The 13,825-nt window shown below is 77.5% G+C and carries 15 protein-coding genes; 11 read left to right on the top strand and 4 right to left on the bottom strand.

Features of this window, described 5'->3' with window-relative positions:
* Positions 1-54 precede the first annotated feature (54 nt).
* The 7 genes from ACI78V_RS02730 (at position 55) to ACI78V_RS02760 (ending at position 7,988) form a co-directional block, all read left to right on the top strand.
* A complete protein-coding gene (locus ACI78V_RS02730) occupies positions 55-1,554 on the top strand; it encodes an HAD-IIIA family hydrolase (RefSeq protein WP_456848674.1) in 1,500 nt (499 codons plus the stop codon).
* Positions 1,551-2,624: a glycosyltransferase family 9 protein gene (locus ACI78V_RS02735; RefSeq protein ID WP_456848676.1), complete on the top strand. Its 1,074-nt coding sequence runs from the start codon at positions 1,551-1,553 to the stop codon at positions 2,622-2,624. The genes ACI78V_RS02730 and ACI78V_RS02735 overlap by 4 nt, the downstream gene beginning before the upstream one ends.
* A complete protein-coding gene (locus tag ACI78V_RS02740) occupies positions 2,621-3,601 on the top strand; it encodes a glycosyltransferase (RefSeq protein WP_456848678.1) in 981 nt (326 codons plus the stop codon). Before ACI78V_RS02735 ends, ACI78V_RS02740 begins: the two co-directional genes overlap by 4 nt.
* Before the next feature lie 58 nt (positions 3,602-3,659).
* Positions 3,660-4,913 (top strand): glycosyltransferase, encoded by a 1,254-nt coding sequence (locus tag ACI78V_RS02745; protein WP_456848680.1) that lies wholly within the window; start codon positions 3,660-3,662, stop codon positions 4,911-4,913.
* Positions 4,910-5,590: a D-sedoheptulose-7-phosphate isomerase gene (locus ACI78V_RS02750; protein WP_456848681.1), complete on the top strand. Its 681-nt coding sequence runs from the start codon at positions 4,910-4,912 to the stop codon at positions 5,588-5,590. The genes ACI78V_RS02745 and ACI78V_RS02750 overlap by 4 nt, the downstream gene beginning before the upstream one ends.
* The gene (gene rfaE2, locus ACI78V_RS02755) at positions 5,587-6,978 is read left to right on the top strand and encodes a D-glycero-beta-D-manno-heptose 1-phosphate adenylyltransferase (RefSeq protein ID WP_456848683.1); all 1,392 of its coding nucleotides are present in this window, start codon (positions 5,587-5,589) and stop codon (positions 6,976-6,978) included. The genes ACI78V_RS02750 and rfaE2 overlap by 4 nt, the downstream gene beginning before the upstream one ends.
* Positions 6,979-7,055: 77 nt before the next feature.
* A complete protein-coding gene (locus tag ACI78V_RS02760) occupies positions 7,056-7,988 on the top strand; it encodes a glycosyltransferase family 9 protein (protein WP_456848685.1) in 933 nt (310 codons plus the stop codon).
* 10 nt (positions 7,989-7,998) lie between these two features.
* Here the strand turns inward: ACI78V_RS02760 and ACI78V_RS02765 are convergent, their stop codons facing one another.
* From ACI78V_RS02765 to ACI78V_RS02780, 4 genes are all read right to left on the bottom strand, one after another.
* A complete protein-coding gene (locus tag ACI78V_RS02765) occupies positions 7,999-9,573 on the bottom strand; it encodes a VWA domain-containing protein (RefSeq protein WP_456848687.1) in 1,575 nt (524 codons plus the stop codon).
* Positions 9,574-9,772: 199 nt separating this feature from the next.
* Positions 9,773-10,006: a DUF2630 family protein gene (locus ACI78V_RS02770; RefSeq protein ID WP_456848689.1), complete on the bottom strand. Its 234-nt coding sequence runs from the start codon at positions 10,004-10,006 to the stop codon at positions 9,773-9,775.
* Positions 10,007-10,043: 37 nt separating this feature from the next.
* A complete protein-coding gene (locus ACI78V_RS02775) occupies positions 10,044-10,961 on the bottom strand; it encodes a prephenate dehydrogenase/arogenate dehydrogenase family protein (RefSeq protein WP_456848691.1) in 918 nt (305 codons plus the stop codon).
* Positions 10,958-11,398, bottom strand: a complete 441-nt coding sequence (locus ACI78V_RS02780; RefSeq protein WP_456848693.1) for a PaaI family thioesterase — start codon at positions 11,396-11,398, stop codon at positions 10,958-10,960. Before ACI78V_RS02780 ends, ACI78V_RS02775 begins: the two co-directional genes overlap by 4 nt.
* A gap of 43 nt (positions 11,399-11,441) precedes the next feature.
* Between ACI78V_RS02780 and ACI78V_RS02785 the strand changes: the two genes are divergently transcribed.
* From ACI78V_RS02785 to ACI78V_RS02800, 4 genes are all read left to right on the top strand, one after another.
* Positions 11,442-12,104 (top strand): O-methyltransferase, encoded by a 663-nt coding sequence (locus tag ACI78V_RS02785; protein ID WP_456848695.1) that lies wholly within the window; start codon positions 11,442-11,444, stop codon positions 12,102-12,104.
* The gene (locus ACI78V_RS02790) at positions 12,101-12,598 is read left to right on the top strand and encodes a tRNA adenosine deaminase-associated protein (RefSeq protein WP_456848697.1); all 498 of its coding nucleotides are present in this window, start codon (positions 12,101-12,103) and stop codon (positions 12,596-12,598) included. The genes ACI78V_RS02785 and ACI78V_RS02790 overlap by 4 nt, the downstream gene beginning before the upstream one ends.
* Positions 12,595-13,254, top strand: coding sequence for an HAD-IA family hydrolase (locus tag ACI78V_RS02795; RefSeq protein WP_456848699.1), 660 nt, complete (start codon positions 12,595-12,597; stop codon positions 13,252-13,254). The genes ACI78V_RS02790 and ACI78V_RS02795 overlap by 4 nt, the downstream gene beginning before the upstream one ends.
* A 103-nt stretch (positions 13,255-13,357) precedes the next feature.
* A complete protein-coding gene (locus tag ACI78V_RS02800; protein ID WP_456848700.1) occupies positions 13,358-13,822 on the top strand; it encodes a nucleoside deaminase in 465 nt (154 codons plus the stop codon).
* Positions 13,823-13,825: the final 3 nt, after the last annotated feature.

The raw sequence follows: 13,825 nt of genomic DNA on the forward strand, positions 1-13,825 counted from the left end.
ACACTTCGGGCTCGTAGTGTTTCCCACCTCGGGTACCCGGGCAGGAGGGCGATCATGCAGGTGGGGATCGAGCAGTGCTCCGTGGTCGTGCCGACCGTCGGCCGGCCGTCGCTCGACGTGCTGCTCGACGCCCTGGCGGCCGCGCCGGGCCCCCGCCCCGCCGAACTCGTCCTCGTCGACGACCGCCCGACCGGAACGCCCCTGCGGCCGGAGCGGCCCGGGCTGCCGCCGGTCCGCGTGGTCCGCACCGGGGGTGGCGGGCCCGCCCGCGCGCGCAACCTGGGCTGGCGCACGGCCCGCACCGAGTGGATCGCCTTCCTCGACGACGACGTCGTCCCCGACCCCGACTGGTACCAGCGGCTGGCGGCCGACCTGTCGGTGCTCCCCTCCGACGTGGCGGGCAGCCAGGGTCGGGTGCGCGTCCCCCTCCCCGGCGACCGCCGTCCCACCGACTGGGAGCGCGGCACCGCCGGCCTGGCCACCAGCTCGTGGATCACCGCCGACCTCGCCTACCGCCGCGCCGCCCTCGCCTCCGTCGGCGGGTTCGACGAGCGCTTCCCCCGCGCCTTCCGGGAGGACTCCGACCTCGCCCTGCGGATCATGGACACCGGCGCCCGGCTCACCCGCGGGAGCCGGTGGATCACCCACCCGGTGCGGCCGGTCGACCGATGGGTGAGCCTGCGCGTGCAGGCCGGCAACGCCGACGACGTCCTCATGCGCCGGTTGCACGGTCCCGACTGGCGGGAGCGCGCCGACGCCCCGCTGGGCCGCCGTCCCCAGCACCTCGCCGTCACCGCCGCCGGCCTGACCGCCGTCGGGCTGGCCGCCGGGCGCCGGCCGCGGGCCGCCGCCGTCGCGGCGCTGGCCTGGGCCGCCGGCACCGCCGAGTTCGCCTGGGCCCGCATCGCGCCCGGCCCGCGGGACCGCGCCGAGGTCGGCACCATGCTCGCCACCAGTGCGGCCATCCCCCCGCTGGCCACCTGGCACTTCCTGCGGGGCCTCGTGCGGCACCGCCGGGTGCGGCCCTGGCGCGGGCTGCCCGACCTCGTGCTCTTCGACCGCGACGGCACCCTCGTCCGCGACTACCCGTACAACGGTGATCCCGCGCTGGTGACCCCCGTGCCCGGTGCGAAGGAGGCCGTCGACGCGCTGCGTGCCCGCGGCGTGCGGGTCGGCGTGGTGAGCAACCAGTCCGGCGTGGCCCGTGGCCTGATCACCCGCGAGCAGGTCGACGCCTGCATGGCGCGGCTGGAGGAGCTGCTGGGGCCGTTCGAGACGGTCCAGGTCTGCCCGCACGGCCCCGACGACGGCTGCTCCTGCCGCAAGCCCGCGCCCGGCATGGTCGAGGCCGCCTGCGCCGAGCTCGACGTCGCCCCCGAGCGGTGCGTGGTGATCGGCGACATCGCCGCGGACGTCGACGCCGCGGCCGCCGCCGGCGCGTCGGCGGTGCTCGTCCCCACCCCGGTCACCCGGAGGTCCGAGGTGGCCGCCGCGCCGCGCCGCGCCGACACCCTGACCGCGGCGGTCGACGCCGTGCTGGCGGGGCACTGGTGAGCGGGGTCGCGAGCTCGACCGTCCCCGGGAGCGCGGCCGAGGAGTCGCGGCGGGGGCGCCGCGCGGGCCGCACCGTGCTCGTGGCCCGGCTGGACTCGGCCGGCGACGTGCTCGTGCAGGGCCCGATGGTCCGGGCGGTGGCCGCCGGTGCCGACCGCGTCGTCTTCCTCGCCGGGCCCGCCGGTGCCGAGGCCGCCGGCCTGCTGCCCGGCGTGGACGAGGTCTGGACCTGGTCGTGCCCGTGGATCCTGGGCGACCCGCCACCCGTCGACCCCGGCGACCTCGCCGCGCTCACCTCGCGGATCCGGGCCCTGGCGCCCGACGAGGCCGTCGTCTCCACCTCCTTCCACCAGTCGCCCCTGCCCCTGGCGCTGGTGCTCCGCACAGCCGGTGTCCCGCGGATCTCCGCGACGAGCGTCGACTACCCCGGCTCGCTGCTCGACGTCCGCCACCGCGTGGACGACGACGTGCCGGAGCCGGAGCGGGCACTCTCCCTCGCCCGCGCGGCCGGGTTCGAGCTGCCGCCGGGTGACGACGGCCGGCTGGAGGTGCGCCGGCCCCTGCCTCCGGCCGCGCACGGAGCCGGGGGCCGCTACGTCGTGCTGCACCCGGGGGCCTCGGTGCCGGCCCGCGCCTGGCCGGCGCACCGCTGCGCCGAGGCGGTCGAGGCGCTGTCGGCCGCCGGGTACCGCGTGCTGGTCACCGGTGGCCCGGGGGAGCGGGAGCTGACCGCGTTCGTCGCCGGCGCCCGCGGCGTCGACCTCGGTGGCGGCACGAGCCTGGCCGAGATGGCGGCGCTGCTCGACGGCGCGGCGGCGGTGGTCGTCGGCAACACCGGCCCGGCGCACCTGGCCGCCGCCGTCGGCACGCCGGTCGTCTCGCTGTTCTCCCCCGTCGTGCCCTCCGTCCGGTGGGCGCCCTACGGCGTGCCGACCGTGCTGCTCGGTGACCAGCACGCCCCCTGCCGCGACACCCGCGCCCGCGAGTGCCCCGTGCCGGGGCACCCGTGCCTCACGTCCGTGACCGCGGCCGACGTCGTCGCGGCTGTCGAGAAGGTGGTGGCCGCGTGAGGGTCCTGCTGTGGCACGTGCACGGGTCGTGGACGACGGCGTTCGTCCAGGGCCGCCACGAGTACCTGCTGCCGGTGACGCCGGGCCGCGACGCGGACGGGCTGGGCCGGGCGCGCACCTGGGACTGGCCCACGTCGGCCCGTGAGGTCACCCCCGAGCAGCTGCGGGAGGAGGACGTCGACGTCGTCGTCCTGCAGCGGGTGCGCGACCTGGAGCTGGTCCGGGAGTGGCTCGGCCGCGAACCCGGCCGCGACCTGCCCGCGGTCTTCCTCGAGCACAACGCCCCGGGGCTGGAGCCCGACGACGGGCCGGTCCCGCACACCCGGCACCCGCTGGCCGACCGCACCGACATCCCGATCGCGCACGTCACCCACTTCAACCGGCTCTTCTACGACAACGGCCGCGCCCCGACCACCGTCATCGAGCACGGCATCGTCGACCCGGGGGAGCGCTGGACCGGGGAGCTGGCCCGCGCCGCCGTCGTCACCAACGAGCCGGTCCGGCGCGGGCGGACCGTGGGCGCCGACCTGCTGCCGGGGCTGGCGCAGGCCGCGCCCGTCGACGTCTTCGGGATGGGGCTGACCGGCCTGCACGAGCGGTACGGCCTCGACCCCGCGCGGGTGGGCCTGTTCGACGACCCGCCTCAGGCGGCGATGCACGCGGAGCTGGCCCGCCGCCGGGTCTACGTGCACCCTGTGCGCTGGACGTCGCTGGGCCTGTCGCTGCTGGAGGCGATGCACCTCGGGATGCCCGTCGTCGGGCTGGCCACCACCGAGGCGGTGGAGGCGGTGCCGCGTGAGGCCGGCGTGCTCTCGACCGACCCGGAGCGTCTCTGGGGTGCGGTCCGCACCTTCCTGCACGACGAGGACGCCGCCCGGCTGGCCGGCAAGGCGGCCCGGGCGGCGGCACTGGAGCGCTACGGCCTGGAGCGCTTCCTGACCGACTGGGACCGCCTGCTCGGGGAGGTCGTCCGATGACGGGTCGCGTAACCGGCTCCCCCGGCACCGTGTGCCGGTTCCCTGGTGAGGTGACGTGGTGAGGACCGACCGGCTGAGCCCGTGGCGCATGAAGGTCGACCTGGTCAGCGAGCACGCCAGCCCGCTGGCCGCGATCGGTGGCGTGGACGCGGGCGGTCAGAACGTGCACGTCGCCGCCCTGGCCGCGGGGCTCGCGCGGCGCGGGCACGAGGTCACCGTGCACACCCGCCGCGAGGACCCCGACCAGCCCGACCGCGTCCCGACCGCCGACGGGTACGACGTCGCGCACGTGACCGCCGGGCCGCAGACGGTGCTGCCCAAGGACGACCTGCTGCGCCACATGCCCGAGTTCGCCGCGCGGCTGCGGCGCGCCTGGGCCGCCGCGCCGCCGGACCTCGTGCACGCGCACTTCTGGATGAGCGGCCTGGCCTCGGTCGCCGCCGCCGGGGCCGGGCCGGGGGCGGGGGGCATCCCGGTCGTGCAGACCTTCCACGCCCTCGGCTCCGTCAAGCGCCGCCACCAGGGCGCCGCCGACACCTCGCCCCCGCAACGGGTCGAGCTGGAGCGGTCGCTGTGCCGCACCGTGTCCCACGTCGTGGCCACGTGCTCCGACGAGGTCTTCGAGCTGCGCCGCCTCGGGCTGGACAGCGACCGCGTCTCGATCGTGCCCTGCGGCGTCGACACCGCCGTCTTCACGCCGAGGGGCCCGGTCGCGCCGCGGACCCCCGGCCGGCAGCGGCTGCTCGTGCTGGGCCGGCTGGTCGAGCGCAAGGGGCAGGAGGACGCCGTCCGCGCGCTGGCCGCGGTCCACGGCGCGGAGCTCGTCGTCGTCGGCGGCCCGCCCGCCGACCGGCTGGACGCCGACCCGGAGGTGCAGCGGCTGCGCGCGGTCGCCGCGTCCGTGGGCGTGGCCGACCGGCTGGTGTTCACCGGGGCGGTGGCGCGGGCCGACGTACCGGCGTGGGTCCGCTCGGCCGACGTCGTCCTCGCCGTGCCCTGGTACGAGCCGTTCGGCATCACCCCGCTGGAGGCCATGGCCTGCGGGCGGCCGGTGGTCGCCACCGCCGTCGGCGGGCTGCAGGACTCCGTCGCCGACGGCGTCACCGGCGACCTCGTCCCACCGCGGGACCCCGACCGGCTCGGGGCCGTGCTCGCCGGGCTGCTGGCCGACGGCACCCGCATGGCCGCCTACGGCGCGGCGGGGGTCCGCCGAGCCCGCTCCCGCTACCGGTGGGCCCGCGTGGTCGCCGACACCGAAACCGTCTACCGGCAGGTCCTCGCCAGCCGCCGTCCCGTGGAGGTCGCCCGATGAGCCCTGCCCCGCTGTCCTCGGCCCCGGACTCGGCCAGCGAGGTCGTGTCGCCCGACGCCTGCACCCACCTCACCGGCGCCGACCACGTCGCGTCGCTGACCACCGCGCTGGGGTCGCTGAACGGGCACCTGGACGCGCTGGACCGGTGGGGCCGGCTGATCGCCGACGTCCTGTGCGGGGAGTCGCGCGGCCGGCTGCTGGCGGCGGGCAACGGCGGCAGCGCCGCGCAGGCCCAGCACCTGACCGCCGAGCTCGTCGGCCGCTACCGCGCCGACCGACCGCCGTTCTCGGCGATCTGCCTGACCGCGGAGACCTCGTCCCTGACCGCGATCGCCAACGACTACCCGGCTGACGAGCTGTTCGCCCGCCAGGTGGAGGCGCACGGCCGGGCCGGCGACGTGCTGGTCCTGCTGTCGACGTCCGGGCGCTCGCCCAACGCCGTCGCCGCCGCCCGGCGCGCCCGCGAGTGCGGCATCACGGTGCTGGCCATGACCGGTCCGGCACCCAACCCGCTGGCCGCCGCCGCCGACGACGCGGTCTGCATCGACTCCCCGTGGACGGCGACCGTGCAGGAGTGCCACCTGGTCGCCCTGCACCTGGTCTGCGCCGCGTTCGACGCCGCGGTGCTCGCGGAGCCCGCGCGGGTGCCGGCCGGCCGGATCGGGGTGGTCCGGTGACCGGGCCGCTCGTCGTCGTCGGCGACGCGCTGCTCGACGTCGACCTGGTCGGGACGGCGTCCCGGCTCACCCCCGACGCACCCGTGCCCGTGGTGGAGGACGTCGACACCCGTGAGCGCCCCGGCGGCGCGGCGCTGGCCGCGGTGGTCGCCGCGGGACTGACCGGGCGGGAGGTCGTGCTCGTCGCCCCGATGGCCGACGACGAGGGCGCGGCCCGGCTGCGCGCCCTGCTCGACGGTCGCGTCCGGCTGGTGGCGATCCCGGCCGCCGGCGGCACCGCGGTCAAGCAGCGGGTGCGCGTCGGGGACCACTCGGTGGTGCGCCTGGACAGCGGTGCACCCGTGGCCACGCTGGGCGCGCTGCCGGACGACGCGGTCCAGGTGCTCCGGGACGCCGCGGCGGTGCTGGTGGCCGACTACGGCCGGGGGACGACGGCGGCCGCCGACGTCCGTGCCGCGCTGGCGCAGGCAAGGGGGCCGATCGTCTGGGACCCCCACCCCCGCGGCGCCGACCCGGTCCCGCAGACCCGGCTGGTCACCCCCAACGGGGCCGAGGCGGCCCGGGTCGCCGCGGTGGCCGGCCTGCCCGCCGACGGCGAGGGGCTCGCCGCGGTCGGGGCGCGGGCCGAGACGCTGATCCGCCACTGGGGCGTGGGCGCGGTCGCGGTGACCCTCGGGGCCCGCGGTGCGCTGCTCTCCTACGGCGAGGGCGCCCCGATGGTGGTGCCCGCCGTGCCGGTGTCCGGTGGGGACCCGTGCGGCGCCGGGGACTCCTTCGCCGCCGCGGCGGCGCTCGCGCTGGCCGACGGCGCCGTGACCGGTGAGGCGGTCGCCGCGGCGGTGGCGGCGGCGTCGGCGTTCGTCGGCCGCGGCGGCGCGTCGTCCTGGGACCGCCCCCGGCCGGGCGCGCCCACCCCGCCGTCGCCGGACGGGGCAGCCGGCCCCGACGTGGAGGTCCTGCTGGCCGGGGTGCGCGCCGCCGGCGGCACCGTCGTGGCCACGGGCGGCTGCTTCGACCTGCTGCACGCCGGGCACGTCGCGACCCTGCGGGCGGCACGCGGCCTGGGCGACTGCCTGGTGGTGTGCATCAACTCCGACGAGTCGGTGCGCCGGCTGAAGGGGCCCTCGCGGCCGCTGGTCACCGCTGCGGACCGGGCGCGGGTGCTGGAGGCGCTGGAGTTCGTCGACGCCGTGGTGGTCTTCGAGGAGGACACCCCGGCGCAGGTGCTCGACCGCCTCCGCCCGGACGTGTGGGCCAAGGGCGGGGACTACGCGGGCGCCGACCTCCCCGAGGCCGCGGTGCTGCGGCGCTGGGGCGGTCAGGCCGTGGTGCTGCCGTACCTGGACGGTCACTCCACGACCGCCCTGGTCGAGCGCTCCCGGGTGTGAAGGGACCCTCTCGCCCCCCGCTGCCGGCGGGCTCGCAGCGGGCCCCTGAGAGCGGGCCGAGCCGGGAGCCGGTGGCGGTGGTGCTGCGGCCGCTCGGGCTGGGTGACCTGCTGACCGGCGTCCCGGCGATCCGGGCGGTGCGCGCCGCGGTGCCCGGCCACCGGCTGGTGCTGGCCACGACGACCGCGCTGGGACCACTCGCCGGGCTGATCGACGCCGTCGACGAGGTGCTCCCCGCCCGCGAGCTGGAGCCGCTGGACTGGGCTGGACCGCCGCCCGAGCTCGCGGTCGACCTGCACGGCAAGGGCCCCGCGTCGCACGTGGTCGTCGCCGACCTGCACCCGTGCCGGCTGCTCACGTTCGACAGCCCCGGCTACCCCGGCCCGACCTGGTACCCCGACGAGCACGAGGTGCGCCGCTGGTGCCGGCTGGTCGGCGAGGGGCTCGGGGTGGACGCCGACCCCGACGCCCTCGACCTCGCCGTCCCGTCCGTGCCCGCCCCGGCGCCGCCCGGCGTGGCGCTGGTCCACCCCGGCGCCGCCTTCCCCGCACGCCGCTGGCCCGCGGACCGGTTCGCGGCGGTGGCCCGGCACCTGGCGGGCCACGGCCTGGACGTGCGGGTCACCGGAGGCCCGGCCGAGGTGCCGCTGGCCCGGCAGGTGGCCGCGGCCGCCGGCCTGGGGGAGGGGTCCGTGCTCGCCGGACGGACGTCGACGCCGGAGCTGGCCGCGGTGGTCGCCGGCGCCCGCGTCGTGGTCAGCGGCGACACCGGGATGGCGCACCTGGCGACCGCCTACCGCCGTCCGTCGGTGGTGCTCTTCGGACCCGTGGCGCCGGCGCTGTGGGGTCCGCCGCCGCGAGCCGCCCGGGGCGGCGGGTCGCTGCACGTCGTCCTGTGGCACGGCGACGGCACCGGTGACCCGTGGGGGACCGAGCTCGACCCGGCGCTGGCGACGATCACCGTCGGCGAGGTCACCGCCGCCCTCGACGGGTTGCTGGCCCGCACCTGACCGGGGGCGCTCAGCCCTCGCGCTGGCGGAGGGCGTCGAAGAGGACGGTCTGCAGCGCGGTCGGGTCGACGGCGGAGTAGGCCGCGCCGTCGGTCGCCGCGGCGATCTGCTCCAGCGCGCCGAGGTCGGCGTCCGGGCCCAGCGCGACGCCGATGACCTTGACCGGCCGCTCCGGATCGGCCTCGTCGGCGATCGTCCGCAGCAGCTCCGCGAGCGGGATGCCGTCGTCCTCGTCGGTGCCGTCGGTGACCATCAGGACGCTGTTGACGGCGGTCGGCTCGTAGTCGGCCCGCGCCGCCCGGACGGCGGCCAGCGTCGTGTCGTACAGGCCCGTGCCGCCGGGGGTGAGCCGGCCGGGGATGGTGTCGAGCTGCTCGTCGAGGAGGTCCCGCTGCTCGCGCCCGTCGACCTGCGCCTCCAGGGCGCGGGTGGGCACCAGCTCGGTCCAGTCCTCCTGGCCCTCGAGCTCGCTGGCGAACACCCACAGGCCGAGCGCGAAGGTGCCCGGCACCAGCGACAGCGCGCTCTTGGCGGCGTCCCGGGCCAGGGTGGCGCGGGTGCCGCCGCCGGCCGGGGCCTCCATCGACGTCGAGACGTCGAAGACGGTGAGGATGCGCGACGGCGCGGCGAGCTCGGAGAGCTGACCGAGCAGCGACTGCACCTGCGCGGGGTCGAGCTGCAGTGCCTCGGGGGCGGCCTCCCGGATGCCGGTCGCGGGCCCCGCGCCGGTGGGCGGGGCGCCGTCGGCGTCGCGGAACCCGGCCTCCAGGACGGCGGTGCGCGCCGCGTCGGAGGTGAGCGCCCGCACCGCGGCGTCGACCGCGGCGGCGTCGGCACCGGAGGCCGACCCGACCCGCACGACCGGGTAGTCCAGCGACGGGCTGCCCTCCCGCGGGTAGACGGCGACCAGGGAGGGATCCTCGGTCCCGGCGTTGGCCGCGACGACCTCCTGCTCGCTCACCGGCACCAGCGGCGCGTCCCCGGCGTCCGCGCTGCCGGCCTCCAGGGCCTCGGCAGGGGACATCGACGGCCCGCGCTCGGCGACCAGCACCGCCTGGACGACGGCGTTGTCGGCGGCCTCGTCGCCGCCCAGCGCGGTCCGGACGGCGCCCAGCGCGGCCAGCCCCTCGGCGCTGGTGGCGAGGTCGGGAACGGCCAGGGCCCGCTCCCCGGTCAGCGCCTCGCCCCAGCCGGGCGGCTCGTCGGCCCAGCCGAGGGCGTCGACCGCGGCGCGGCTGGTCGCCAGCACGACCGGGGAGGTCGCCACCGACCCGGCGGTCTCCAGCGGCACCTCGCCGGCCCGGGCCGGCCACAGCGAGGAGTCGGGCACCCACAGGTGCGGCAGGTCGGGAGCCTCGAGCGCGCCCAGGTCACCCACGGTCTGCAGCGGCTCCTGCGCGGTCACCTCGGCGGCGGCGCAGTCCTCCTCGCGCAGGCCCTCGGCCCCGGACAGCACCTGCTCGGCGACCGGGGCCAGCTCGGGGGCCACGGCCACCCGGACCACGTCGGTGCGCTCGCAGTCGCCGGCACCCGAGCCGACCGCCCACCAGGTGACGCCGGCGGCGACCAGCACGACGGCGGCCACCGCCGCCGCGATGAGGACCTGTGGCGTCAGACCCGCTGACCCCCGCCGGCCAGATGTGTCGGCGTGGCGGCCCATGCGCGCAGCTCCCCCGTCGGTCGGTCGGCCCGGGTGTCCTCGGCGACCCCACGACCGCCCTTCACAGGGTAGATGCGTCTGCTGACTCTGTGGTCACACCGCCGGGGCGGCGGTGACCGGCGGACTACTGCAGGTAGCCCTCGACCTGCTGCTCCGGGCGGGGTGAGGCCTCGTCCGGGTCCTGGCCGTACTGCCGCTTGGCGTCCCGTTGGCGGAGCAGGTCCCAGAGCTGGTCGCGGTCCTCCTCGATCTGCCGGAGTCGGGCCCGCTGCTCGTCGGTGTGCTCGCCGCCGTCCCGCAGTCGGTGCTCCTCCTCCACCAGTGCCTCGATGCGGCTGCGGATCTCGCTGTCGTCCATGACCGCTCCCTGCCCGCCGCGCCGCAACCGAAACCGGTCAGCGCTCCGGCACGTACCCCTCGACGAACGCCGCCAGCCGCCGGGTGACCGCCCCGCCCGCCCGGCCCAGGGCCAGCAGCGCCGCGCGCTCCAGCGGCACGCGCACGCTGCGCCGCCCCGACGGGGCACCGGCCCGCACCGCGTGCCCGGCGGCGACCAGCTCCGGCCAGGGCCGGCCCAGCTGCGCCTGCACGCGGGCCAGCGCCGCCGCGGTCGGCCCGGCGTTGCCCGCCACCATCGCGGTGACGAACGCGGGGTCGCTGGCGATGACACGGGTGCCGTCGCGGAAGCTGCCCGCCGCCAGGGCCAGCGCCAGGGGGCCGGCCTCCCCGGCGGCCGCCGCCAGCGCCGCGGCGAGCAGGTGCGGCACGTGGCTGATGGCGGCCACCGCGTCGTCGTGCTCGGTGGCGGTCGCCGGCACCACGTCCGCGCCGGCCGAGAGCGCCACCTCGGCCACCCGCAGCCAGCGCGGCAGCTCGGTGCCCGGCTCCAGGCACACCGCCCACCGCGCGCCGGTGAACAACCCCGGATCGGTCGCCTCGTGGCCGGACCGCTCGGTCCCGCACATCGGGTGCCCGCCGACGTACCGGCCGCCGTACGCCGCACCCAGCTCCGCGAGCACCGGCAGCTTCACCGAGCCCAGGTCGGTGATCGTCGCGTCCGGGTCGACGGTCAGCCCGTCGAGCGCGCGGGCCATCACCGGCAGGGGGACGGCGAGGACGACCACGCCGGCCATCTCCCGCCCGATCCGCACCCCGCGCGCGGCGGCGGCGTCGCGGGCCGCGGGGTCGACGTCCCAGCCGGTGACCGCGCGCCCGGCGGCGACGAGGGCGGCCGCCAGCGACCCGCCGAGCTGGCCCAGGCCGACGACGCCGACCGGCGGGGCGGGCAGGGTGGGCACGGGGAACGACGTCACGCGGTCCCCCAGGGGCGCTCGGTGCGGAACACGCGGGCCAGCGCGGTGGCGACCAGCCGGCCGTCCTGCGCACGGGCGTCGATGCGGTAGACCGCGGTGCGGCTGCTGCGGTGCACCTCGGTGCCCTCCGCGACCAGCCGGTCGCCGGGGCGGCCGGGGGCGAGGAACTCGGTGTGCACGTCCTGGGCGACGGCGACCGTGCCGTGGCTGTTGCTCACCGCGGCGTGGACGACGTCGAGCAGCGCCATGGTCGCGCCCCCGTGCGCGGTGCCGACGGCGTTGAGCAGCTCGGGCCCGACCGTCATCGCGGCGCGGGCGTACCCGGGACGCACCTGTTCGAGGACGATCCCCAGGTGCCCGGCCAGCGGGTCGGCCGCCAGCCGGGCGAAGAGCGCGGGGTCGACGTCAGCACCGTCGTCCGGTGCGGGATCGGCCATGATCAGAGGCTATGACCTCTGCGCTCCTCCGCCCCGACGCGGCATGACACCGCGCTCGTTCCTCCTCACCCCGGAGCTGGCCGAGTACGTGCGGGCCTCGTCCGAGCCGCCGGACGACGTGGTCGTCGACCTGCTGGCCGAGACCGCCGCCCTGGCCGACCGCGGTGAGGCGCCACCGACGTTCCAGATCGCACCCGAGCAGGGCACCTTCATGCAGCTGCTCACCGGGGCGCTGGGAGCCCGCCGGGCGATCGAGATCGGCACCTTCACCGGCTACTCCGCCCTCTGCGTCGCCCGCGGCCTGCCCGACGACGGCTCGCTGCTGTGCCTGGACGTCAACGCGGAGTGGACCGCGGTCGCCCGTCGCTACTGGGCCCGCGCCGGGCTGGCCGACCGGATCGAGCTGCGGCTGGGTGATGCGCACGAGTCGCTGCGGGCACTGCCGGCCGAGCCCACGTTCGACCTGGCCTTCGTCGACGCCGACAAGACCGGGTACGCCGGCTACGTCGACGACCTGCACCCGCGGATGACCGCCAACGGCGTGGTGCTGCTCGACAACACGCTGTCCAGCGGCCGGGTGCTCGACCCGCAGGACGACAACCAGCGGGCGATCGTCGCGCTCAACGCCGCGCTGGCCGCCGACCCCCGCTGGGAGACGGTGCTGCTGCCGCTCTCCGACGGGCTGACCATGCTGCGCAAGCGATGACCGACCCCGGGGTGCGCACGAGCTGGGCGGTGCTGGTGAGCCGCCCGGAGGGCCGCTGGCGGGTGGAGCTGCTCGCCGCCGACGCCGGGGACGAGCTGCCGGTGCTCGAGCGGGCGCTGGGCGAGCCGGGCGCCGGGGGCTGGCCCGGGCCGTTCGTCGTCGTCGTCGACTCGCGGCTGTACTTCGTCGTCCTCCGGCACGGCCCCGGCGGGCTGGTGCGGGCGCTGATCTCCGACGCGACCATGCAGGAGTGGATCCTGGCCGCCGAGGTGGTGGAGCGCTACGGCATCGCCGTGGACTCCGACGGCGCCTTCGACGACGACGAGACCGGCTGGCCCGGCGGTGACCTGGACGTCTTCTCCGACGACGGGCTGCCCGCCGAGGAGCTGCGGACCATCGTGACCGCCGACGACCTCTGGGCCGACGAGATGGTCGCCGCGATCGCCGCCCGGCTCGGCTTCGCCGACGAGCTCGCCGCGGCGGTCCGGCCGTGAGCGCCCGGGCGACCGCCGTCGTCTTCGACCTCGGTGGGGTGATCACCGAGAGCCCCATGCCGGTCTTCGCCGCGTACGAGGCCGAGGCCGGTCTGCCGGAGGGGCTGATCCGGCGGCTGAACAGCATCGAGCCGGACACCAACGCCTGGGCCCGCTACGAGCGCAACGAGCTCGACGCCGCCGGGTTCATCGACGCCTTCGAGGCCGAGGCGCTGGCCGCCGGTCACCGGCTCGACGCCCGGCGGGTGCTCGCCGCCCTCGCCGGGGAGGTGCGGCCGGAGATGGTGCGGGCGGTGCGGCGGTTGCGGGACGCCGGGCTGCCGCTGGTGCTGCTGTCGAACAACGTCGCGCCCATGGAGCGCACCGGCGCGCTCGGCGAGCTGCTCGAGCTGTTCGACGCGGTGGTGGAGTCCTCCCTGGAGGGGGTCCGCAAGCCGGAGCCGGAGATCTACCGGCGGGCGCTGACCCGGCTCTCCGACGCAGTCGGCCGCCCCGTCGAGGCGGTCGACTGCGCCTACCTCGACGACCTGGGCATCAACCTCAAACCGGCTCGGGCCATGGGGATGCACACGATCAAGGTCGTCGACCCGGCGGCGGCGCTGGCGGAGCTGTCGGACCTGGTCGGCATCGACCTGCTCGACGTGGCGGGGACGTGACCGCACCCCTGGCGCACCAGGTCCGCGCGTACTGCGACTCCGGGTGCACGTGCACTCGGAGTCGTAGCAGCGCGGGAAGCCGTCGGACGTGGCGGGCGACCCGGTGACCCTCGACCTGGACACCGCGATGGGCCGGGCGCTGGAGCTCGCCGCCGCCGCCGTGGAGTGGGGTGACACGCCGATCGGGGCCGTCGTCCTGGGCCCGGACGGTGCCGTCCTCGCGGAGGCGGCCAACGAGCGGGAGAAGCGGGGCGACCCCACCGCCCACGCCGAGGTGCTCGCGCTCCGCGCCGCCGCCCCGGTGCACGGCGACGGCTGGCGGCTGACCGGGACGACGCTCGTGGTCACCCTCGAGCCCTGCACCATGTGCGCCGGCGCGAGCGTGCTGGCCCGCGTCGACCGGATCGTCTACGGCGCCGACGACCCCAAGGCCGGGGCCGCCGGGTCGCTGTGGGACGTCGTCCGCGACCGCCGGCTCAACCACCGTCCGCAGGTCACGGGCGGGATCCGGGCCGAGGAGTCCGCCACGCTGCTACGCGCGTTCTTCCGCCGCCAGCGGGGCCTGTAGTCT

It is taken from the genome of Geodermatophilus sp. SYSU D00742 (genome assembly GCF_054049935.1).